The organism is Streptomyces sp. NPDC046122, from assembly GCF_056429965.1.
On sequence record NZ_JBWKLQ010000003.1, the window covers coordinates 545,937 to 566,499 of the forward strand.

At 72.4% G+C, this 20,563-nt stretch carries 22 protein-coding genes; 8 read left to right on the forward strand and 14 right to left on the reverse strand.

The window, feature by feature from the left end:
• Nucleotides 1-103: 103 nt before the first annotated feature.
• From AC07FK_RS11760 to AC07FK_RS11770, 3 genes are read left to right on the forward strand one after another with little or no spacing between them, the layout of a single operon-like run.
• The gene (locus AC07FK_RS11760) at nt 104-1,087 is read left to right on the forward strand and encodes a carbohydrate ABC transporter permease (RefSeq protein WP_479104702.1); all 984 of its coding nucleotides are present in this window, start codon (nt 104-106) and stop codon (nt 1,085-1,087) included.
• A 17-nt stretch (nt 1,088-1,104) separates the two neighbouring features.
• Entirely contained in the window at nt 1,105-2,031 is a 927-nt protein-coding gene (locus AC07FK_RS11765) for a carbohydrate ABC transporter permease (protein WP_479104703.1), read from the forward strand.
• 59 nt (nt 2,032-2,090) lie between these two features.
• Entirely contained in the window at nt 2,091-3,545 is a 1,455-nt protein-coding gene (locus AC07FK_RS11770) for a GH1 family beta-glucosidase (RefSeq protein ID WP_479104704.1), read from the forward strand.
• A 68-nt stretch (nt 3,546-3,613) separates the two neighbouring features.
• Here the strand turns inward: AC07FK_RS11770 and AC07FK_RS11775 are convergent, their stop codons facing one another.
• From AC07FK_RS11775 to AC07FK_RS11795, 5 genes are all read right to left on the reverse strand, one after another.
• Nucleotides 3,614-4,606: an aldo/keto reductase gene (locus AC07FK_RS11775; protein WP_479104705.1), complete on the reverse strand. Its 993-nt coding sequence runs from the start codon at nt 4,604-4,606 to the stop codon at nt 3,614-3,616.
• A 35-nt stretch (nt 4,607-4,641) separates the two neighbouring features.
• Nucleotides 4,642-5,640 carry a Gfo/Idh/MocA family protein gene (locus tag AC07FK_RS11780; protein WP_479104706.1) on the reverse strand — a complete coding sequence of 333 codons (999 nt, stop codon included), beginning with the start codon at nt 5,638-5,640 and terminating at the stop codon, nt 4,642-4,644.
• A 157-nt stretch (nt 5,641-5,797) separates the two neighbouring features.
• Complete coding sequence (locus AC07FK_RS11785; protein ID WP_479104707.1) at nt 5,798-6,256, reverse strand: CBS domain-containing protein; 459 nt, start codon at nt 6,254-6,256, stop codon at nt 5,798-5,800.
• Between the two features lie 50 nt (nt 6,257-6,306).
• Nucleotides 6,307-6,603, reverse strand: coding sequence for a hypothetical protein (locus AC07FK_RS11790; protein ID WP_479104708.1), 297 nt, complete (start codon nt 6,601-6,603; stop codon nt 6,307-6,309).
• Nucleotides 6,604-6,672: 69 nt separating this feature from the next.
• Entirely contained in the window at nt 6,673-6,840 is a 168-nt protein-coding gene (locus tag AC07FK_RS11795; protein WP_479104709.1) for a hypothetical protein, read from the reverse strand.
• A gap of 247 nt (nt 6,841-7,087) precedes the next feature.
• Between AC07FK_RS11795 and AC07FK_RS11800 the strand changes: the two genes are divergently transcribed.
• The 4 genes from AC07FK_RS11800 (at nt 7,088) to AC07FK_RS11815 (ending at nt 11,410) form a co-directional block, all read left to right on the forward strand.
• Complete coding sequence (locus AC07FK_RS11800) at nt 7,088-9,499, forward strand: ATP-binding SpoIIE family protein phosphatase (RefSeq protein ID WP_479104710.1); 2,412 nt, start codon at nt 7,088-7,090, stop codon at nt 9,497-9,499.
• A 95-nt stretch (nt 9,500-9,594) separates the two neighbouring features.
• Nucleotides 9,595-10,068, forward strand: coding sequence for a DUF5709 domain-containing protein (locus AC07FK_RS11805; protein ID WP_479104711.1), 474 nt, complete (start codon nt 9,595-9,597; stop codon nt 10,066-10,068).
• Nucleotides 10,069-10,268: 200 nt separating this feature from the next.
• Entirely contained in the window at nt 10,269-10,889 is a 621-nt protein-coding gene (locus tag AC07FK_RS11810; protein ID WP_479104712.1) for a hypothetical protein, read from the forward strand.
• 128 nt (nt 10,890-11,017) lie between these two features.
• Nucleotides 11,018-11,410 carry a hypothetical protein gene (locus AC07FK_RS11815; RefSeq protein ID WP_479104713.1) on the forward strand — a complete coding sequence of 131 codons (393 nt, stop codon included), beginning with the start codon at nt 11,018-11,020 and terminating at the stop codon, nt 11,408-11,410.
• A 155-nt stretch (nt 11,411-11,565) separates the two neighbouring features.
• Here AC07FK_RS11815 and AC07FK_RS11820 read toward each other — a convergent pair whose 3' ends face one another.
• The 9 genes from AC07FK_RS11820 to AC07FK_RS11860 form a co-directional block, all read right to left on the reverse strand.
• Nucleotides 11,566-13,617, reverse strand: coding sequence for a transglycosylase domain-containing protein (locus AC07FK_RS11820; protein ID WP_479104714.1), 2,052 nt, complete (start codon nt 13,615-13,617; stop codon nt 11,566-11,568).
• 76 nt (nt 13,618-13,693) lie between these two features.
• Nucleotides 13,694-14,632: an ATP-grasp ribosomal peptide maturase gene (gene tgmB / locus AC07FK_RS11825; protein WP_479104715.1), complete on the reverse strand. Its 939-nt coding sequence runs from the start codon at nt 14,630-14,632 to the stop codon at nt 13,694-13,696.
• 19 nt (nt 14,633-14,651) lie between these two features.
• The gene (gene tgmA, locus AC07FK_RS11830; RefSeq protein ID WP_479104716.1) at nt 14,652-14,843 is read right to left on the reverse strand and encodes a putative ATP-grasp-modified RiPP; all 192 of its coding nucleotides are present in this window, start codon (nt 14,841-14,843) and stop codon (nt 14,652-14,654) included.
• Nucleotides 14,844-14,935: 92 nt separating this feature from the next.
• On the reverse strand, nt 14,936-16,081 hold the full coding sequence (locus tag AC07FK_RS11835; RefSeq protein ID WP_479104717.1) for a CapA family protein: 1,146 nt from the start codon (nt 16,079-16,081) through the stop codon (nt 14,936-14,938).
• Nucleotides 16,082-16,121: 40 nt separating this feature from the next.
• The gene (locus tag AC07FK_RS11840) at nt 16,122-16,382 is read right to left on the reverse strand and encodes a hypothetical protein (RefSeq protein ID WP_479104718.1); all 261 of its coding nucleotides are present in this window, start codon (nt 16,380-16,382) and stop codon (nt 16,122-16,124) included.
• A 148-nt stretch (nt 16,383-16,530) separates the two neighbouring features.
• The gene (locus AC07FK_RS11845; protein ID WP_479104719.1) at nt 16,531-16,983 is read right to left on the reverse strand and encodes a YbhB/YbcL family Raf kinase inhibitor-like protein; all 453 of its coding nucleotides are present in this window, start codon (nt 16,981-16,983) and stop codon (nt 16,531-16,533) included.
• A gap of 77 nt (nt 16,984-17,060) precedes the next feature.
• Nucleotides 17,061-17,693: a nucleotide exchange factor GrpE gene (grpE, locus tag AC07FK_RS11850; protein ID WP_479104720.1), complete on the reverse strand. Its 633-nt coding sequence runs from the start codon at nt 17,691-17,693 to the stop codon at nt 17,061-17,063.
• Nucleotides 17,690-19,567: a molecular chaperone DnaK gene (dnaK, locus tag AC07FK_RS11855; RefSeq protein ID WP_479104721.1), complete on the reverse strand. Its 1,878-nt coding sequence runs from the start codon at nt 19,565-19,567 to the stop codon at nt 17,690-17,692. The genes grpE and dnaK overlap by 4 nt, the downstream gene beginning before the upstream one ends.
• 36 nt (nt 19,568-19,603) lie before the next feature.
• Nucleotides 19,604-19,984, reverse strand: a complete 381-nt coding sequence (locus AC07FK_RS11860) for a J domain-containing protein (RefSeq protein ID WP_479104722.1) — start codon at nt 19,982-19,984, stop codon at nt 19,604-19,606.
• 170 nt (nt 19,985-20,154) lie between these two features.
• Here AC07FK_RS11860 and AC07FK_RS11865 point away from each other — a divergent pair, with 170 nt between their 5' ends.
• Nucleotides 20,155-20,490: an STAS domain-containing protein gene (locus AC07FK_RS11865; protein ID WP_479104723.1), complete on the forward strand. Its 336-nt coding sequence runs from the start codon at nt 20,155-20,157 to the stop codon at nt 20,488-20,490.
• The last annotated feature ends 73 nt before the right edge of the window (nt 20,491-20,563 follow it).

The window sequence follows — 20,563 nt, forward strand, 5'->3', positions numbered from 1 at the left end:
ATGTTGCGCCTCTGTTTCTTCGCCCCCACCCCCCCCCCCCCCCCCCCCCCCCCCCCCCCCCCCCCCCGCAGCCCCACCCACGTCTCACGAAGGATGCCCTCTCGTGGCCACCTCCCTCCCGACAACCCGGACCGGCGAACGGGAACGCCCGCGCCAGCGGCGGCGGACGCTGCTCCACCGGCTGGACCTGCGCGGAGCGCCGTACGCCTTCATCACACCGTTCTTCGTGGTGTTCGCGGCCTTCAGCTTCTATCCGCTCGTGTACACCGCCTGGATATCCCTGCACCGGGTCGAACTCGCCACCATGGACGTCATGGAGTGGGTGGCGTTCGACAACTACACCGCCCTGTGGCAGGACGCACGCTTCTGGAACGCGCTGCTCAACACCATCACCCTCGGCGTGCTCTCCACCGTGCCGCAGCTGATGATGGCGCTGGGCCTGGCCCACCTGCTCAACTACCGGCTCCGCGGCTCGACGTTCTTCCGCGTCGCCGCCATCACCCCGTACGCGACGTCGGTCGGCGCGGCGGCGCTCGTCTTCACCATGCTCTTCGAACGCGACTTCGGCATGATCAACTGGATGCTGAGCCTGGTCGGTGTCGACAACGTCGACTGGGAGAACAACAAGTGGGCGGCGCAGATCGCCATTTCCACCATCGTGATCTGGCGCTGGACCGGCTACAACGCGCTGCTCTACCTGGCGGCGATGCAGGCCGTTCCGCGTGAGCGTTACGAGGCGGCCGCCATCGACGGCGCCTCCCGCTGGCAGCAGTTCATCTCGGTCACGGTGCCCGGCATCCGGTCCACCATCGTCTTCACCATCGTGCTGTCGACCATCGGCGCCACCCAGCTCTTCGGCGAGCCGCTCATCTTCGGCCAGGGCCCCATGGGCGTCACCGGCGGAGCGGACAACCAGTACCAGACCCTCGGACTGCTGCTGTACGAGGAGGGCTGGAAGAACTACCAGATGGGGCGTGCGGCCACCGTCGCCTGGGTGATGTTCCTGCTGCTGATCCTCGTCTTCGTCGTCCAGCGGGTCGTCCAACGTCTCGCGTCCCGCCGAGCGTCCTCAGTACGTACGTCCTGACCAGGAGCGAGCCCGCCATGACCACCGACAGTCTCCACGTCCGGACGGACGTCCGCCCGCAGCCGCCCCGCAGCGGCGTGCCGGCCCGGCGACGGCTGCTCACGCGGCTGCGGCCGGGGGCCGGCCGCCAGCACCACGCCGGCCCCGTCACCTACCTCCTGCTCACCGTCGCCGCGCTGTTCTCCCTCTTCCCGCTGTACTGGACGATGGTCGCGGCGTCGAGCGACAACACCCGCGTCAGCCAGACCCCGCCGCCGTTCCTGCCGGGACCGCACCTGCTGGAGAACCTCGGCACGGCATGGCAGGACGCCGCGCTCGGCAAGGCGATGCTCAACAGCCTCGTCGTGGCGGGGGTCATCGCCCTGTCCACGGTGCTGTTCGCCACCCTGGCCGGTTTCGCCTTCGCCAAGCTGCGCTTCAAGGGACGCAACATCCTCCTCGTGCTCGTCATCGGAACGATGATGGTGCCGCCGCAACTCGGCGTCGTACCCCTGTTCATGATGATGACGGACCTCGGGTGGGGACAGAAGCTCCCCGCCGTCATCTTCCCCACCCTGGTCAGCGCGGTCGGCGTGTTCTTCATGCGGCAGTACCTGACCGAGGCGCTGCCCGACGAGCTCGTCGAGGCGGGCCGGGTGGACGGCGCCCACTCGCTGCGCATCTTCTGGAGCATCGTCCTGCCGATCGCCAGAGCCCCCATGGCGGTCCTGTTCATGATCACGTTCGTGCACGCCTGGAACGACTTCTTCTGGCCGTTCATCGTGCTCGACATGACCAACCCGACCGTCCCCGTCGCCCTCACCCAGTTGAGCGCGGGCTACATCCGCGACCAGTCCCTCATCATGGCCGGCGCCCTCCTGGGCACGCTGCCGCTGCTGGCGATGTTCATCGTCTTCGGCCGCCAGATCGTCGGCGGCATCATGCAGGGCGCGGTCAAGGGCTGAGCCGGCCCGCCCCTCACGCACGCACCCGACCCCTCTCCCCCTCGGAAGGACCTACGTACGTGGTCACCGCAATCCGACGCACCGCGACCGTCCCCCAGAACGCCGACAGCCGTGTGTTCCCGCCCGACTTCCTCTGGGGCACGGCGACCGCCGCGTACCAGATCGAAGGAGCAGCGGCGGAGGACGGGCGCACCCCGTCCATCTGGGACACCTACTCCCGCACCCCCGGCAAGGTGCGCAACGGCGACACCGGGGACATCACCACCGACCACTACCACCGCTGGCGCGAGGACGTCGCCATCATGGCCGACCTCGGCGTGGGCGCCTACCGCTTCTCCCTCGCGTGGCCCCGCGTCCAGCCCACCGGCCGGGGGCCCGCCGTCCAGAAGGGACTCGACTTCTACCGCAGGCTGACCGACGAACTGCTGGAGAAGGGCATCCAGCCCGTCGCCACGCTCTACCACTGGGACCTGCCGCAGGAACTGGAGAACATGGGCGGCTGGCCGGAGCGTGCCACCGCCGAGCGCTTCGCCGAGTACGCCGGCCTGGCCGCCGACGCCCTCGGCGACCGCGTCTACACCTGGACGACCCTCAACGAGCCCTGGTGCAGCGCCTTCCTGGGGTACGCGTCCGGCGTGCACGCGCCCGGCCGCACCGACCCCGTCGCCGCGCTGCGCGCCGCGCACCACCTCAACCTCGCCCACGGGCAGGCCGTTCAGGCCCTGCGCGCGAGCCTGCCCGGCGACGCCCAGGTCTCCATCACGCTCAACGTCCACCATGTACGGCCGCTCACCGCGAGCCCCGAGGACGCGGACGCCGCCCGCCGCATCGACGCGCTGGCCAACCGCGTGTTCACCGGCCCCCTCCTCGGCGGCGAGTACCCGGCGGACCTGCTGCGCGACACCGCCCACCTGACGGACTGGTCGTTCGTACGGGACGGCGACACGGCCACCATCCGGCAGCCGCTCGACTTCCTCGGCGTCAACTACTACACGCCGACTCTCGTCTCCGCCGCCGCCGACGGCGCCGAGCACGGTTCCGACGGACACGGCAACAGCGCCCACAGCCCGTGGCCGGGCGCCGACTCGGTGAACTTCCACCTGCCGCCGGGCGACCGGACCGCGATGGGCTGGGCCGTCGACCCCAGCGGCATGTACGAGCTGCTGCTCCGGCTCAAGGACGACTTCCCCGGCATGCCGCTGGTGATCACCGAGAACGGCGCGGCGTTCGACGACTACATCGATCCCCGGGGCGAGGTGGTCGACCCCGACCGGATCGCGTACCTGCACGGCCACCTCGCGGCGGTGCACCGGGCGATCGAGGCGGGCGTCGACGTCCGGGGCTACTTCCTGTGGTCGCTGCTCGACAACTTCGAGTGGGGGTACGGGTACAGCAAGCGCTTCGGCGCGGTGTACGTCGACTACCCCACGGGCCGCCGCACCCCGAAGGCGAGCGCCCGCTGGTACGCCGAGGTGGCCCGCACGGGCACGCTGCCGGCGTCCGACGCGCCCTGACCGCCGCGGGACACACAACGCCTCGGCCCGGCGTGCCGCGCGCACGCCGGGCCGAGGCACGTCCGGTCCTACCAGCGGTGGTGCACCTGCGCGCGCACCCGACGGTCGTACAGGTCCCGGACCGCGTCGAGGGTGGCGGGCGGCAGCTCCGGCGCGGCCGCGGCGGCCGCGTTCGCGCGGGCCTGCTCGGGTGAACGCGCGCCCGGGATCACACTGCTCACGCCGGGCTGCTGGATGATCCAGCGCAGCGCCGCCGAGGCCGCCGTCGCCCCGGCGGGGGCGAGTGCGGCGAACTCGGCGGCGGCCTCGACACCCGTCTCGAAGTCGACGCCGGAGAACGTCTCGCCCTGGTCGAACGACTCGCCGTGCCGGTTGTACGTCCGGTGGTCGTCGTCGGAGAACACGGTCTGCTTGGTGTACGTGCCGGACAGCAGCCCCGATGCCAGCGGAACCCTGGCGATGACGCCCACCCCGGCCTCGGCGGCGGCCGGGAGCACCTCCTCCAGCGGCTTGAGGCGGAAGGGGTTGAGGATGATCTGCACGCTCGCCGTGCCCGGCCGCGCGACGGCGGTGAGCGCCTCGGCGCACGTCTCGACGCTCACCCCGTACGCGGCGATGCGCTGCTCAGCCACCAGGGTGTCCAGCGCGTCGAAGACCGCGTCGGACGAGTACACCGACGACGGCGGACAGTGCAGCTGCACCAGGTCGAGCGTATCCGCGCCGAGGTTCTCGCGGGACCGGTCGGTCCAGGCACGGAAGTTGTCCAGGACGTAGTTCTCCGGCAGCTGGTCGACGCGCCGGCCCATCTTGGTGGCCACGAACACACCGGCGTCGGGCCGCTCGCGCAGATAGCGGCCGATCAGCCGTTCGCTGCGCCCGTCGCCGTACACGTCGGCCGTGTCGAAGAACGTCACACCCGCCTCGACGGCCGCGTCCAGGACGGCGAGCGCGTCCTGTTCGCGCACGTCGCCCCAGTCGGCGCCCAGCTGCCACGTGCCGAGGCCGACCACGGAGACGCGGCGGCCGGTCCTGCCCAGAATTCGTTGATCCATGAAATACATCCTAGGTGGGCTATGCCGACGTCACACGCCGCCACTCACCCGGACAGCTCGCCCGGAAAGCGCAGACCGACGAGTTCGCGGACCCGGTCCAGGGTCCCCATGACGTCGAGGCTGCCGCGCAACGGCACCAGCGGTGACTCCGTCCGCTCCTCCCGCAGACAGCGCATCACCTCGAGGGCCTGCGGGACGTAACCGTGACCGGTCTGCGGGCCGGCGACGAGCGTGCGGGGCGCCTGTCCGTCCCGCCGCACGATGGCAGTACGCGGGTTGTAGAAGTCGGCCGGCAGCTCGATCCGTCCCTCGGTGCCGTGGACGACGGCGCCCCGGGCGCTGTCGGCGGTCAGCGAGCACGACAGGACGGCCATGGCCCCGTTGTCGTGGCCGAGGACCATCGCCGTGCTCTCGTCCACCCCCGTGTCGCCCAGATCGGCCCAGGCCGCCACATGGCGGGCCGGGCCCAGCAGGAGGTGGGCGAACGACACGGGGTACGTACCGAGGTCGAGGAGGGCGCCGCCGCCGGCGGCGGGGTCGCGCAGCCTGTGCCCGGGGACGTACGGCACCCGCGCCCCGAAGTCCGCGTGGACGGAGCGCACCTCGCCGACGACGCCGTCGTCGATCATCGAACGGACGCGCCGGACCAGGGGGTTGAGGCAGGTCCACATGGCCTCCATGAGGAAGAGCGACTCGCGCTCCGCCAGTTCGGCCATCGACGCCGCCTGCGCCCGGTTCAGGGCGAACGGCTTCTCGCACAGCACCGCCTTCCCGCCCCTGAGGCATGCGGTGGTGGCCGCGACGTGCTGGGCGTGCGGTGTGGCGACGTAGACGACGTCGATGTCCGGATCGGCCGCCAGCTCCTGCCAGCCGCCGTACGCGCGGGGTATGGAGTGGCGGTCGGCGAACAGGCGGGCGGACCGGTCGGAGCGCGACCCCACCGCGAGCACCTGGGCGTCCGGGATCCCGGCGAGGTCCTCGGTGAAGGCGGCGGCCATGGGACCGGTAGCGAGGATGCCCCAGCGGACCGGGCGTTCGGGCATGCGGTGTCTCCTGAAGTGCCGGAAGGGAAGTGCCGGAAGGCAGCGGGGAAGCGTGGTGGGAACGTTCCCACCGAACGGTCGAAGACTCACTCACGGCCCCACCGCTGTCAAGGGATCGCGTGCGCCGCTCCGGCCGCCGCCCCGGCGTGCGCGGGGGTCAGGGTTCGCTGACGAGGCGGGACATCAGGCAGGCGGCCGTGATGGCGCCGAGCAGCCGGACCTCGTTTCCGTCGCGCTCGATCACCGCGACCAGCGGACTGCGCGTACGGGCCATGAGCGCCGCCACCTGCAGCAGACCGGCGTCGGGCCCGACCACCGGCGGCGCGTACGTACGCGGCGGCAGCCATTCGGCGACCGTCAGCCCGGAGATCTTCTCCGTGACCTCACCGAGGTGCCGGTCGTCGATCACGGAGACGAGCAGCGGCTCCTCCAGCAGGTAGTCGGGCACCAGCTGCTTGATGAGCTGGGAGCCCGGCACGATGGCGTACGGCCGCTGATCGGCGTCGACCACGAGCAGCGCGGGCAGCCTCTTCCCGGCGAGCAGCCGGGCCGCCTCCACCGCGTCGGCGTCCACCGAGATGTGGGGGTAGGTTTCCGCGAGGTCTCGGGCGAGCATGGCCGTTCTCCTTGCCGGAGCGGAGCCCTACGGCCGTAAGGGCGGCGGCGTCACTGTGCCGTGGAGCTGTGGGGCGGAGAGGGCACGGTAGCGGCGCCGCCGGCGCGGACCGCCGCCACCACGGCGTCGTGCAGGTTCCGGCTGTCGGCCTCGGAGGGAGACGGCACGGGACTGCCCGACATCGTGAACCAGTCCGACGATCCGCTGTACTGCACGGCGATCCGCGCCTCGCCGTCGGCCCATGTGGTGTGCACCGTCAGGTCACCGGTCAGCACGCCCACCTCGTCGGTGAGGACCCCGCCGCGGCCCGTCAGCACACCGAGCGTCGTCCATGAAGCCCAGTCCATGTTTCCCAGTCTCGCATTTGTGGCCGCATCCGCGACCGGCCTACGGACGGAGGGGGAGGAGCGGGCCGGTCAGTCCTCGTCCCGCTGCTCCGGCCGTGCCCGGTCCTCCGGCTCCCCGGACCGCTCGCCGGGCCCGGCCGTCCCTTCGGAGGACTTCCGTTCCTGCTCACGGGCGCGCCGCTTCTCCTCCTCCAGTTGCCTGCGGACCTCTTCCGGCTTTTCTCCGAGCTGGTTCATTCGCCCACTCCGCGGTCGGTACGGCCTCGTCTCGCGGCCAGATTCACACAGCCCCGCCACGCCCGCACCCCGGCGTCCGCGCGGCGATCGCCCCGTCCGCACCGGCCGTTCGGCCCCTCCGGGCAGGCGGGCGGCCGTAGCGGTCGATAGCCTGATCGGGAGACCCAGGACACCGACGGATCAAGGGCGCCGACCGTCCGGCCGGATCAGGACCGATGAGATGCCGATCTCGGGGGTGCGTGTGCGCATGGCTCGCAGCAACGAGGATCCCCTCGACGCAGGCAACGCCGCCGGGCTGCTGGTGGACGGCGCCGGGACGATCCTCGGCTGCACACCGGCGGCCGAGGCGCTCCTGGACCGGCGGACCGAGGACCTGTGCGGCCGGCGCCTCCAGGACCTGATGGCCGACCCCGGCCGCTGGCCCGAGATCATGGCGCGCCGCAGCGGCCCGGTGTGGGAGGGCCGGGTCCTGGTGCGCGAGGGCGGCGGACGGGAGGCGGACATCGTCTTCCGCGTCCTGCCCCTGGAACCCGAGGAGCCGGACCGGCGCTCGTCGCGCTTCTTCCTCCTCGTGGCGCCCTGGCCCCTCATGGTGCGGTGGCGCCAGGACCACGCCTTCATGCAGGAGCTGTTCCTCCAGGAGCGCGTCGGATTCGCCATGTTCGACCGGGAACTGAGGCTGGTGCGGACGAACACCCAGCTGCTTCCCTACACGGGCGTGCCCGACGACCTGGGCGGCCTGCGCCTCGAGGAGTTCCTGTGGCCCGAGGACGCGCACGTGATCGAGCAGCGGCTGCGCGAAGTGCTCTCCACCGGGACGCCGCTGGTGTCGATGGACGCTCTCGTACGGACCAGGATCCAACCGGGGACGGGCCGGATCATGGCGCTGTCCGCGTTCCGGCTCCAGGAGCCGGACGGGCGGGTCATGGGCGTCACCGCCCTGTTCACCGACGTCACGGAGCAACGCGGCGCGCAGGAGCGCCTCGACCTCCTGCACCGCGCCACCGCCGTACTCGGCAATTCGCTGTCCGTCGCCGAGACCACGCAGGACCTGGCCGACGTGCTCGTCCCCGTACTGGCCGACCTGGCCGCCGTCGACATCGCCGAGGCGGTGTTCGCCCACGAGGAGCCGGGGCCCGCCCACCAGCGGCACCACGTCCTGCGCAGGTCGGCCGTGGCGGGCGCCGGGCAGGAGATGGCGCCGCTGGTGGGCGCCTCCGTACGGGTGGACATCAGCGAGGCCCTCAGGGGCCACCGCTGGCCCCGGCGCCCGGACGACGGCGACACCGGCGAAGGGCCCGGCCCCATGCCTCCTCCCGTGCCCGGCGCCGACGCGCACTCGGGCATGAGCTCACCCCTGCGCGCCCGCGGCCGGCTCCTGGGCCGGGTCACCGTGTGGCGCACCGGCAACCGCCGCCCCTTCGGCGCCGACGACCTGGCCCTGCTGGAGGAGGTCGCCTCCCGCGCCGCCCTGGTGGTGGACAACGCGCGCCGGTACGCCCGCGAACGCCACGCGTCGGTGAGCCTCCAGCGCAGCCTGCTGCCACCGACGACCACCGAGACGGCCGCGGTCCACAGCGCCAGCATCTACTGCCCCACGGACACGGCCGGGGGAGTCAGCGGCGACTGGTTCGACGTCATCCCCCTGTCGTCCGCGCGGGTCGCCCTCGTCGTGGGGGACGTCGTCGGCCACGGCCTGCAGGCCACGGCGATGATGGGGCGGCTGCGCACCGCCGTGCGGACCCTGGCCGACCTCGACCTCGAACCCGACGAGCTGCTCACCCACCTCGACGACCTCGTCTCGCAGCTCACGGTCGAAAGCAGCTTCGACGACGGCACGGCCGCCACCGGACCGCGCAGCGCGTACGACTCGTTCGGCGCCACCTGCCTGTACGTCACCTACGACCCGGTGTCCCGCCAGTGCGCCATGGCGAGCGCCGGGCATCCTCCGCCGGCCCTGCTGACCCCCGACGGCACGGCCGGCTATGTCGACGTCAGCCCCGGCCCGCCGCTGGGCGTCGGCGGACTGCCCTTCGAGCCCGTGGAGATCGAGGTCGAACCGGGCAGCGTACTGGCGCTCTACACGGACGGACTGGTCGAGCGGCCCCGCGCCGACCTCGACGAGGGGATGGCGGCCCTGCGCACCCGGCTCACCACAGCGGGCGCCCTCGACCGTCCGCTGCGGGACGTCGGCCGGGAGGTGGTGGCGGACCTCGCGCCGAGCCCGCTGTCGGACGACGTGACACTGCTGCTCGCCCGCACCCGCGGGGTGTCCCCGGAGCACAGCGTGCGGTGGGTGCTGGAGCCCGATCCGGCGGTGGTGTCGGACGCCCGCGCGCTGGTGGTGCGCCAGCTGACCCGCTGGGGCCTGGACGAACTCGCCTTCACCACGGAACTGGTGGCGAGCGAGCTCGTCACCAACGCCATCCGCTACGCGGGTGGCGGCCCCGTCGAACTCCGGCTCATCCGTACGTCGACACTCATCTGCGAGGTGTCCGACCCCAGCAGTACGCAGCCCAGGATGCGGCGCGCACGCGCCACGGAGGAGGGCGGGCGCGGCCTCTTCCTGATCGCGCAGCTCACCGAACGGTGGGGCAGCCGGTACACCCGCCACGGAAAGACCATCTGGACGGAACAGCCCCTGCCGCCCTCCTCATGAGGGCGAAATGCCGGAGAAACGGTGTGCCCGTGGCCCGGCCGGGTACCCAGATGCCCGAACGACGATCACACCCCCCCCGCGGAAAGGAACAGCGCATGTCCGAGGAAGCCGCGCGCGGCGACGACGTGTACCAGCCCGACAACTCCGACGCGCAGAACAGGCCGACCGACGACCTGGACCTCGAGAACGCGATCGGGGAGCGCGACCTCGACGAGATGCTGGACGAAGGGTATTCACCGCCCGAGCGGGCCCTGGGGGTCACGAAGTTCGGCACCACGGGCGAGGAACAGCGCGAGGGGGAGTCCCTCGACCAGCGTCTGGCACAGGAGATTCCCGACGTGCGGCCGCCGGACGGCGACGAGGTGGGGGACCTGCCGGAGGGCGAGGGCGAACCCCTGGAGGAACAGGCCGCCGACGCGCGTGCGGGTCGCATCGCCCCGGTGGTGGAGGAGGCGCCCCGGCGGAACATCGGCGTGGTGGGACGGGACGTCGGTGTCGACGGAGGTGCGGCGTCGGCCGAGGAGGCGGCCATGCACGTCGAACCGGCGGATGGCGAAGAGGCGCTGTAGCGCCGGCGGCATGTCGCACCCCCGGGCGGCCGCGCGCCGGAATGTGACACCGCGAGGGCACTACACCGAGTGAAACCCGGCGCCTTGCTCGACGGCGTACGCAGGGGTGATGTCGAATGGTGGCACGCACGTGGTTCTGCGTGGACGACAGATGTGAGTACCATCCGCCCCCAACAGTCGTGCAAGGAAAGTGAGCTGTCATGGCAGAGGACAATCCCACGCTGCAGGCCCAGTACGCCGGCCAGGTCGACGCCGACCTGGCGCGCAACACCGCCGAACAAGAACGTGTGCGCTCCGAGGTGGACGCTCTGCGCAAGCGGCTGGAGGCGCTGGAGAAGGACCACGAACTGCTGGTGAGCATGCGCGCGGCCCTGGGCACGACGCCGCCCGCGAAGAAGGCCAGGCCGGCCAAGGCGGCGAAGGCGGCCACCCCCGCGGCGAAGGTGCCCAGGGCCCGCCGCGCGAAGCCGGCGTCCGGTGACGACAAGAGCGCCCGCGGGACGTCACAGCCGAACGCCGGCGCCAAGGCGGACAAGGCGGACGAGGCGGACAAGGCCACGCCTCCCCTGCGCGAACTCGTCGTCGCGGTCCTCGCCAAGCACGACGAACCCCGGTCGGCGGCCGAAGTCACCAAGGAACTGACGGAGGCACACCCCGGACGCGCGCTGAGTGTCACCGTGGTGCGCAACGCACTGGAGGCTTCCGTCGCGAAGAACCAGAGCGAACGGTCCAAGCAGCAGAAGTCCGTGTACTACCGGGCCGTCAAGAACGACGGCGCGACGGAGGAGCCGGCCGCCGCGGGCGCCGGGACCGGCGCGTAACGGCCCCCGCCGCGACCGCAGAGAATCGAACACGCACTGAACACGCCGTCCCCACCGTGCGTACTACGGGCTACCTGCGCCCGAGCCAGGTGTGGTGAAACGTCTCTGTGTCGACGACAGGAGCGGACATGACGGATCGCGTGGAATCGATGATGCAAGGTCTCCCAGGCGGCGGGGCCGAACTCTCGGTGGTGCTGACCCTGCGGTGGGACGACGTCGCCGCGCTCGGCCGCGAGGCGAGCCGGCTGGCCGAGCAGCGCGGGGCGCCCGTGACGCTCGACGAGGCCGCCAGTCACCGGCTCCGCACCTGGTCGTCGGTGGCGAACGCCCCGGACGAACGGAAGGGCACGGTGTCTCCACCGGGCCCGCCGCCCGCCGCCCTCACCGGCACGTCCGCGGCGGACCGGCCCCGGCCGCACGTGGGGCACCTGAGCGAGACGGCGCCGGTGGCCTCCATTCCCTCGCACGCCGCCCACTCGGCGCAGACCCCGGTGGGGGCGGGCACCACGGCCCAGCGGTGAACACCGCCGGTCCGCCCGGCGGCCGCCGGCGGTGAGGCGTCCGTTTCACCCCCCGGAGCCGGACGACAAGGGGCCGGCGTCCTGTCCAGGACGCCGGCCCCTTCGGCGTACTCCTGCGCGTGCCCCGCGAGGGACGACGCGGCGCGGCCGCCCGTCTACCGGGCGGTGTCGGCCGCCGTAGCCGCCCCGCCCCGTTCGGATGACACCGCCGCCATGTACGCCGACCACACCCGCAGCGGCAGGAAATCGCCCCGCTCCGTGTCCGGTCCGCCCACACCCGACACCGGCAGCAGGGCGGCCTCGCCCGGCCTGGTCCGGAAGACGGTCACCGCGGTCGACAGCTCGTCGGTGTAGCCGACGAACCACGCGGCCCGGACTTGGTCGTCGGCGCCGGTGCGGCCCGCCGCGACCGGAGCCAGCGCGCGGAGCGTGCCCGGAGCCAGCGCGTCCACGGCGACGTCCCGCATCGCCCGCGACACCTCGCGGGCCACCTCGGTGTCCAGGACCTGCCGGCCGGGCGGCCGCTCCAGGCCCTCGAGCGGTGTGCCCCGGTAGGTGACCGCGGTGACCGAGTACGGGTCCGTGCGCCGGCCGTCCTGCGCGAAGGTGGCGTACGCGTCGGCCATGCGGATGGCGCTGGGGGTGGAGGTGCCGACGGAGAAGCGGCGTTCCAGGGGAGCCATGCTCTGCGGCAACAGGCCCGTACCGACCGCCAGATCGCGCACCCGCGCCAGGCCGACGTCCTCGCCGAGGCGGCTGTAGACGCTGTCGCCGTCCCGCACCAGCGCCTCGCGCAAGGTGGGCAGGCCGGCGGCGAACGGCAGCACGCCGCGCGCGAACGGGCCGGCGTCCGAGACCTGTTCCTGCGGCGGCAACGGCGTCCCGGAGGTCAGCGAGCCCGTCCCGTCGTAGAAACTGTCGGCGGTCACCGGCAGTGCGACCGCGACACCGTCGGCCGGGCGGACACCGTGCTGGAGGGCCGCCGCCAGGACGAACGGTTTGAAGGCCGAACCCACCGGCACCCCCGCCGTGTCGGCGTTGTTGGTGAAGTGCTCGGTCGCGTCGGGCCCGCCGTACAGCGCCAGCACCGCCCCGTCGTCGGGACGGACCGACGCGGCGCCGACCTGGACGTGCCGGTCGCCGCTGCGGCGTCCGGGGTCCAGCGTCCGAGCCGTGACGTCGTCGACGGTCCGGCGCAGTCGCTCCACCTTGTTCCGGTCGAAGGTGGTGCGAATCCGGTAGCCACCGCGTCCGAGGTCAGCGGCGGTCAGCCCGGTGCGCTTCGCGATGTACTTGTTCGCCACGTCCACCAGGTAGCCGGTCTGCCCCGACAGCCCGGTGGACACGGACTGCGCGCGCGGCTCGGGGAAGACGGTGTATGCGGCCCGCTCCTGCCGCGACATGAGCCCGAGCTCCACCTGCCGGTCCAGGACGTACCGCCACCGCGCCTCGGCCCGGCGGTGGTTCGCCTGGCTCAGGGACGGGTCGTAGTCCTGCGCTCCCTTGAGCAGCGCGGCCAGCAGCGCGCTGCGGGCGGGGTCGAGGTCCCTGGCGTCCATGCCGTAGTAGGCCCGGGCGGCGGCCTGCACGCCGTAGGCGTTGCGTCCGAACCAGCTGGTGTTGAGGTATCCCTGGAGGATCTCCTGCTTGGAGAGGGACCGGGACAGTTTGACCGAGAGGCACAGTTCCCGCAGCTTGCGGTCCAGGGTCTGTTCCGGCGTCAGGTACGTGTTCTTGACGTACTGCTGGGTGATGGTCGAACCGCCCTGGACCTCCCCTCCGCGTGCCATGTTCACCACGGCCCGGCCCACGCCCGCGACGGAGAAGCCGGGGTCGCTGTAGAAGTCGGCGTTCTCCGCCGCGATCACGGCGTTCTGCAGGGCGGGCGGGATGTCGGACAGCGGGACGTTCTGGCGGTTGACCGCTCCGACGCTCGCCATCTGTGTGCCGTCGGCCCAGTAGTAGACGGTGGCCTCGGCCCGCGCGGTGGCGTTCACGTCCTCGATCTGCACGGTGGAGTAGACGTAACCGAAGAGGGCGGCGACGGTTCCGCAGATGAGCAGGAACAGGCCGGTCAGCTGGCGCCACGACGGCACGAAACGTGCCAGGCCGCGCCGCCCCCGACGGGGGTAGTCGACGCGCAGCCGCCGCCCGTCGCGCCACGGCCGGCGCGGCGCCGCCCCCACGTTCCGTCCCGTTCGACGCATCACAGACGCTCGCCCCATTTCTCCACGATCCCGGTCACTCCGACGCCCCCTACTACGCGGCGGGCCCGTCCGCCGTTCAGGGGCGTTCGCGAGGCGGCCGGGCCAGCCAGGACGCGACGGCCTCCGCGATCGGCTGGCCGCTCTCCAGCTCGACGAAGCCGAACTGCCCGCCCTGGTTGCACTCCAGGAACCACCACACGTCCTCGGCGTCCTCGGCGAAGTCGAACGCCGCGTACGCGAGCCCGGCGAGGCCGGTGTACTCGTGCACGGCGCGGGCGATGCCGCCGGGTACGGCCACGGGCTCCCAGGTGCTTCCGCAGTCGCCGAACCGCCCGTCGACCTGACCGGGCGCGGCGGCCTTACGGGCGGCGAACAGCCGGCCGCCGACGCTCGTGAGCCGGATGTCGGCCCGCTTGGCCACGTACCGCTGGAGCAGTGTGGGGCAGGCCGCGACGGCGCCGAAATCCGTGCCCGGCTCGACGAGGGCGGTGGGCAGGGCGAGGGCGGCGTCAGCGCGCGGCGGCCCGGAGAGGGACTTCACCACGACCCTGCCGTACTGCGCCGCGAATTGCTCGGCCACGCGCGGAAAGGTCGTGACGACGGTGGGCGGCACGGCGAAGCCGCTCTGCTGGGCGGTCCGCAGCTGCCAGGGCTTGAGGCGGGCCCGTTCCGCCCGGCGGGGATGGTTCATCCAGCGCGCGGTGGTGGAGTACAGCGCGCCGTACAGCGCCTGTCCGGTCTCTGCGGTGAGCCACCCCGACGGCTCCGGCGCGTGCCCCGCGGGCTCGCCCGGCCGGCGCACCCAGACCGAGCGCACGGCTTCGGAGCTGACCACGCGCCCGTCCGCCGACAGGTGGCAGTGGAAGTCGCCCCGCGCGTACTCGGCCGACAGGCCGACCGTGACGGGAAGGTCCGCGGGGTCCAGCCGTACCAGGGGGACGCCCTGGGCGTGCAGCTCGGCCACCACCATGTCGGCCGTGACGTCCTGAGGGCAGGTCAGGATCAGTACGGTCATCGCAGGGCTGCCGGAGCGGTCAGTCGTCGAAGTGCGTCTGGGAACCGGCTGTCGACGTCGTGGTCCCGACGGCCAGGAGCAGCGCCCGGTCGCCGATGGCGGGACGCCCGTCGGGCAGCAGGTTCAGCTGGAGAGCACTGCTGTAGTCGTAGGGAACCGGGACGTCCGGCACCGCGCTCTGCTGGGCGTAGTTCAGTACGAACGGTCGCATGGAACGGGCTCCTCGTGGCCTGATCATCGGGCGTACACGGGGCAGTACGCACGCACCGGCGCGGGAGTTCAGCGTGCGCGGTGTGACGCGCGTCAACCCTGCCGCGTCGTACGCCGCGTCCGCGCCGCCCGCAGCGTGAGGAATCCGCCGGGGCCGGGACCGCGCTCCAGCCGGGTGCCGAAGTCCCGCCCCGCCCTCGTCAGGGTCTCGCACAGCCAGTCGGCCTCCGCCGCCGACGCGGGGCGCAGGGTCATCCGGCGGGCGCGCAGCGGGGCGATCCGCAGCGCGGTCAGCTCGCCCGTACGCGCGTCCAGAGTGGGGAAGTACAGCAGGCGCAGGTCGTCCCGGTACCGCTCGTAGCCCCGGATTCCCTCGTAGTCGTCGATGAGGTCGCCGCAGCCGTAGAGGACGAGTCGGCCCCGGTACACCTCGATCGGGCGCGGATGGTGCGAGGAGTGACCGTGCACGACGTCCACGCCGCCTTCGACGAGCCGCCGCGCGAAGGCGGTCTGGGCGGGCGGAACGGCGTAACCCCAGTTCGATCCCCAGTGGATCGAGACGACCGCGATGTCCCCGTCCCGGCGTACCGCCCGCAGCCGTCGTACGAGGGCGTCCGCGCCGCGGACGGACAGATCGGGTACGAAGTCGACGCCCGGCCGGCGCTCCCCGGCCGCCCAGCGGGCCGGAACGCCACTGGACGCCGTGCCGCACGACAGCACGAGCACCCGCCCGCCGCCTCTGGTGGCGACGGCCGCCGGCCGCCGCGCCTCTGCCGCGTCCCTGCCCGCACCGGCGTACGGCAGACCCGCGGCGCGCAGGACGTCCAGCGTCTCCTCCAGGCCGCGGCGGCCGAAGTCCAGTACGTGGTTGTTGGCGAGCGCGCACACGTCGGGCCGTGCCGCGGTCAGGCACGCGACGTTGTCCGGGTGCATCCGGTAGTTCACGGCCTTGCCGTGGGCGAAGTCGTCGCTCGTGGTCACGCTCGTCTCGAGGTTCACGACCCGGGCGTCGGGCGCCACCGTTTCCATCGCGTCCAGCGCCGCGCCCCACGGCCAGGCGGGGTCCACGGGCGAGGGGACCGGGCCGTTGGCGGCCTCCGCCAGCGCCACGTAGTCACGGGCGTCACGGATGTACCCCTCCCGCAGCGCCGGGTCGCCGGGGTGCGGAAGGATCTGGTCGACGCCCCGGCCCGTCATCACGTCGCCGCTCAGCACGAGCGTGACGGAATCCCGGCCCATACGCCCCATTCTCCCACCGGGGGCCCGTCGCCGGAGCTGGTTACTGCCCCGGGTAGGGAGGCTGCTGCCCGGAGGGCTGCTGAGCGTACGGATTCGACGGGTACGGGGGCTGGTTGGGGTGGTACGGCTGAGCCGGGGGGCGCGGCTGCGCCGGGTACTGCGGGGGCTGGTGCGGGTAGCCGCCGTGAACGGGCGCCGCGCCGCCGCCACGGCGGTTGCGCCGGACCACGACGAGTGTGACGACGAGGCCGAGGACCACTGCGCCCACGATTCCCGCACCGATGGCAATCAGCATTCCCATGAGCTGTTTCCATCCTGAAGTCGCTGGTGAGAGGGGTGGCATGGGGGCGGCCGGGCTGATCGCCCCGGCCGCTGCCGCGGTTCAGCGTACGGGACCCGCGTACGCCGGAACTCCGGTGGGACGCGGCGCGGCCCTCTCCCCGAGCACCTCAGCGCTGGTAGAGACCGACCAGTGTGCCCTCGGCCAACTGCCGCCCGTCCACCGCCGCGTGCACCTCCTCGGCACCGGCCTCCTCGGGCAGCTCGAGGGGCTCCGGCAGCGCGTAGAGGCGGAACACGTACCGGTGGGCCCTGTCGCCGGGCGGAGGAAGCGGGCCGCCCCAGCCGGACTCCCCGAACCCGTTCATCAGGGGCTGTCCGCCCTCGGGCGTCCGCCCCGCTTCCACGCCGCCGGCCGCCGGGTCGATGCCCGTGACGAGCCAGTGCACGAACGTCCCCGAGGGCGCGTCGGGGTCCTCGCACAGCAGCAACAGCTCCGCGGCCTCCTGCGGAACCCCGGACCACGACAGGTCGGGGGAGACGTCGTCACCCTCCTTGGCGTAGCGGCGCGGGACGGGCGCACCGTTGTCGAACGCCGAACTCCTGAGCTCGATACCGGCCATGCACGAAGTGCTACCCCGCGGCGGCGCCCCACCGCCGTCGGGGCCCGCAAGATGCACCGACTGGCGCAGCGGCGGTGCTACCCCTGCGGGCCGCGCGCCGGAGGCCCGGCGACCGCTGTCTGGGCGGGCCGCAGGAGATGGCCGCCGACGCGGTAGCCCGGCCGCAGGATCGCGGTGCAGGTGGGGCGCTCGAGCGTGTCGGTGCGGCGGTACGACACGGCCTCGTGCACGAACGGGTCGAACGGGTCGCCCACCGCGCCGAACGACTCCAGCCCCAGGGCCGCCAGTTCCGACCGCAGTTCCCGGGCGACGCGCTCGAAGCCGCCGGTCACCTCGCCCTGCGCGGCCGCCTCGTTGAGGGCGTCGAGCACCGGCAGGAGCCGCCCGAGCACGTTCGCCACGGCGATCTCGCGGACCGCGAGGCGGTCGCGGCGTACCCGCTTGCGGTAGTTGTCGTACTCGGCCTTCAGCCGTTGCAGGTCGGCGGTGCGTTCCCGCAGCCGTACGCCGAGCGCCTCCTCACGGGACGCGTGAGGCTTGTCTCCCGGGCCGCCGCCGGGCGCACCGGCGGCCCGCTCGGAGCGCACCTCTCCGCGCTCCGCCGTACGAGCGGGGAAGGCCGCCGGAGCGCCGCCGCCGCGTCGCCCGTCCTGGACGAGTTCCAGCGACGGCACACGGGGGCGGCCGCCACCGCCGGTCGGGCGCTTCATCCCGCGCCTCCCTGCTGCTTGTCGTCGTCGACGATCTCCGCGTCGACGACCTCCTCCTCGCCCTGCGCACGGGTCCCGCCGTCACCCGCTCCACCCGTGGAGCCACCGGACCCCGGGCCCTGCGCCTGCGCGTCGGCGTACATGGCCTGGCCGAGCTTCTGCGAGACGGCCGCGACCTTCTCGGTCGCCGTGCGGATCCCGGTCGTGTCCTCGCCCTTGAGCTTTTCCTTCAGCTCGGTGACGGCGGTCTCCACCTCGGTCTTCGCGTCACCCGGAACCTTGTCCTCGTTGTCCTTGAGGAACTTCTCCGTCTGGTAGACGAGCTGCTCGCCCTGGTTGCGCGTCTCGGCGGCCTCGCGGCGCCTGTGGTCCTCCTCCGCGTACTGCTCCGCGTCGCGGACCATGCGCTCGATGTCGTCCTTCGGCAGCGAGGAACCCCCGGTGACGGTCATCCGCTGCTCGCGGCCCGTCCCGAGGTCCTTCGCGGTCACGTGCATGATGCCGTTGGCGTCGATGTCGAAGGTCACCTCGATCTGCGGCAGACCGCGCGGGGCCGGCGGCAGGCCCGTCAGCTCGAACATGCCGAGCTTCTTGTTGTACGCCGCGATCTCGCGCTCGCCCTGGAAGACCTGGATCTGCACGGACGGCTGGTTGTCCTCGGCCGTGGTGAAGACTTCCGAGCGCTTGGTCGGGATCGTCGTGTTGCGCTCGATGAGCTTCGTCATGATGCCGCCCTTGGTCTCGATGCCCAGAGACAGGGGCGTGACGTCGAGGAGCAGGACGTCCTTGACCTCGCCCTTGAGGACACCGGCCTGCAGGGCCGCGCCCATCGCGACGACCTCGTCGGGGTTGACGCCCTTGTGCGGATCCTTGCCGGTGAGCTCCCGCACCAGCTCGGTCACGGCCGGCATGCGCGTGGAGCCGCCCACGAGGATCACGTGGTCGATGTCGGCGACCTTGATCCGCGCGTCCTTGACCGCGTTGTGGAACGGCGCCCGGCACCGCTCCAGCAGGTCGGCGGTCAGCTGCTGGAACTGCGAGCGCGTGAGCTTCTCGTCCAGGTGCAGCGGTCCCTCGGCCGACGCGCTCAGGTACGGCAGGTTGATGTTGGTCTCGGTCGCGGCCGACAGCTCGATCTTGGCCCGCTCGGCGGCCTCCCGCAGCCGCTGCGTGGCCATCTTGTCCTGGGAGAGGTCGATGCCGTACGCGTTCTTGAACTGCTTGGCCAGGTGGTCGACGACACGCTGGTCCCAGTCGTCGCCGCCCAGATGCGTGTCGCCGTTGGTGGCCTTCACCTCGACCACGCCCTCGCCGATCTCGAGGAGCGACACGTCGAACGTGCCGCCGCCGAGGTCGAACACGAGGATCGTCTGATCGTTCTCCTTGTCGAGCCCGTACGCGAGGGCCGCCGCCGTCGGCTCGTTGATGATCCGCAGGACGTTCAGGCCGGCGATCTCCCCGGCCTCCTTGGTCGCGGTGCGCTGGGAGTCGTTGAAGTACGCCGGAACCGTGATCACGGCGTCCGTCACATCCTCGCCGAGATAGCTCTCCGCGTCCCGCTTGAGCTTCTGCAGTACGCGCGCGGAGATCTCCTGCGCCGTGTAGCGCTTGCCGTCGATGTCCCCGTGCTCCGGGAAACGCCACTGCGCCTCGCCCATGTGGCGCTTGACCGACCGCGCCGTGCGCTCGATGTTCGTCACGGCCTGCCGCTTGGCGATCTCGCCCACGAGAACGTCGCCGCTCTTCGCGAAACCGACGACCGACGGCGTCGTACGGGCGCCCTCGGTGTTGGTGATGACCGTCGGCTCACCGCCCTCCAGCACGCAGACCACCGAGTTCGTCGTCCCCAGGTCGATACCCACTGCACGTGCCATTGCCTTCTCCTCACCCTGCTCACGCTGCTCACCGGCTCACCCCGCGCTCCACCGGGTGGGACCCGCCCACAGCGGCGGCTCACCGGGCCGGGGCGGAGGAGGGGGGTGCAGCGTCACCTTGACCGGGCGCGCGCCCGTGCCGTCGCCGGGGCGCGCGCCCCGGTCGTGGCTCCGGCCGAGCCGGGAGTCGTACGCCGCACGCAGGACGGGATCGCGCAGGGTCCCGTAGGCGGCCACGACGTCCGCGAACCGGCTGTCCGCCGCCGTCCGGCCCGGGTGGGCGTCGGGGTGGAGCGCGCGCACGAGCCTGCGGTACGCCGAGGCGATCTGTCCGGCCGAAGCGGTCGGATCCACGCCGAGCACCGCGTAGTGGTCGCGTCGGCGACCGGACGGCTCCAGCCCTGCCACTGCGCTCACCTCCCCGGCTCTGACCTGCGGATATGGAGGAAATCCCTACAAGATCCTGCATAAAACGCGCCGACGCGCTTGTCAAGGGCGCCGGCGGGTGGACAGGACGCACGGTCAGGGGTTTCCCTGGAGGAGCGAAACCGCCGGTACACCCCGCACCGTGATCGCAAGGGGGCGCCGTGAACGACACGCTTCAGGTCGGTGTCCAGGCCACCGGCCCCGGCACCTGCCGGATCACCCTGGCGGGCGACCTCGACGTCGTCGGCGCCCCGGAGCTCAGAGAAGCCGTGCAGGCGGCCGTGGCCGGCCATCGGCAGGTCCTGGTGGACTGCCGCAACCTGACGTTCTGCGACTGCTCCGGGCTCAACGCGCTGCTTTTCGCCGCCCGTGCGGCGAAAAGCGGTGGAGCCGACTTCCGGCTGTGCGCCGTGCCGCGCGCGCTGGCCCGGCTCCTGTGCCTCTCCCACACCTCGGGGGCGTTCACGATCGATCAAGAGCCGGCCCAAGCACGGTAGACGGCGGCGGGGGGGGGGGGGGGGGGGGGGGGGGGGGGGGGGGGGGGGGGGGGGGGGGGGGGGGGGGGGAGAG

Bases quoted from the DNA above. Each gene is read 5' to 3' on its own strand.
- AC07FK_RS11775 (WP_479104705.1), bottom strand. From the start codon at position 4,606: ATGTATTTCATGGATCAACGAATTCTGGGCAGGACCGGCCGCCGCGTC.
- AC07FK_RS11815 (WP_479104713.1), top strand. From the start codon at position 11,018: ATGACGGATCGCGTGGAATCGATGATGCAAGGTCTCCCAGGCGGCGGG.
- AC07FK_RS11765 (WP_479104703.1), top strand. From the start codon at position 1,105: ATGACCACCGACAGTCTCCACGTCCGGACGGACGTCCGCCCGCAGCCG.
- AC07FK_RS11805 (WP_479104711.1), top strand. From the start codon at position 9,595: ATGTCCGAGGAAGCCGCGCGCGGCGACGACGTGTACCAGCCCGACAAC.
- AC07FK_RS11835 (WP_479104717.1), bottom strand. From the start codon at position 16,081: ATGGGCCGGGATTCCGTCACGCTCGTGCTGAGCGGCGACGTGATGACG.
- AC07FK_RS11845 (WP_479104719.1), bottom strand. From the start codon at position 16,983: ATGGCCGGTATCGAGCTCAGGAGTTCGGCGTTCGACAACGGTGCGCCC.
- grpE (WP_479104720.1), bottom strand. From the start codon at position 17,693: ATGAAGCGCCCGACCGGCGGTGGCGGCCGCCCCCGTGTGCCGTCGCTG.
- AC07FK_RS11800 (WP_479104710.1), top strand. From the start codon at position 7,088: ATGGCTCGCAGCAACGAGGATCCCCTCGACGCAGGCAACGCCGCCGGG.
- AC07FK_RS11790 (WP_479104708.1), bottom strand. From the start codon at position 6,603: ATGGACTGGGCTTCATGGACGACGCTCGGTGTGCTGACGGGCCGCGGC.
- dnaK (WP_479104721.1), bottom strand. From the start codon at position 19,567: ATGGCACGTGCAGTGGGTATCGACCTGGGGACGACGAACTCGGTGGTC.
- AC07FK_RS11820 (WP_479104714.1), bottom strand. From the start codon at position 13,617: ATGCGTCGAACGGGACGGAACGTGGGGGCGGCGCCGCGCCGGCCGTGG.
- AC07FK_RS11810 (WP_479104712.1), top strand. From the start codon at position 10,269: ATGGCAGAGGACAATCCCACGCTGCAGGCCCAGTACGCCGGCCAGGTC.
- AC07FK_RS11785 (WP_479104707.1), bottom strand. From the start codon at position 6,256: ATGCTCGCCCGAGACCTCGCGGAAACCTACCCCCACATCTCGGTGGAC.
- AC07FK_RS11840 (WP_479104718.1), bottom strand. From the start codon at position 16,382: ATGGGAATGCTGATTGCCATCGGTGCGGGAATCGTGGGCGCAGTGGTC.
- tgmA (WP_479104716.1), bottom strand. From the start codon at position 14,843: ATGCGACCGTTCGTACTGAACTACGCCCAGCAGAGCGCGGTGCCGGAC.
- AC07FK_RS11795 (WP_479104709.1), bottom strand. From the start codon at position 6,840: ATGAACCAGCTCGGAGAAAAGCCGGAAGAGGTCCGCAGGCAACTGGAG.
- tgmB (WP_479104715.1), bottom strand. From the start codon at position 14,632: ATGACCGTACTGATCCTGACCTGCCCTCAGGACGTCACGGCCGACATG.
- AC07FK_RS11780 (WP_479104706.1), bottom strand. From the start codon at position 5,640: ATGCCCGAACGCCCGGTCCGCTGGGGCATCCTCGCTACCGGTCCCATG.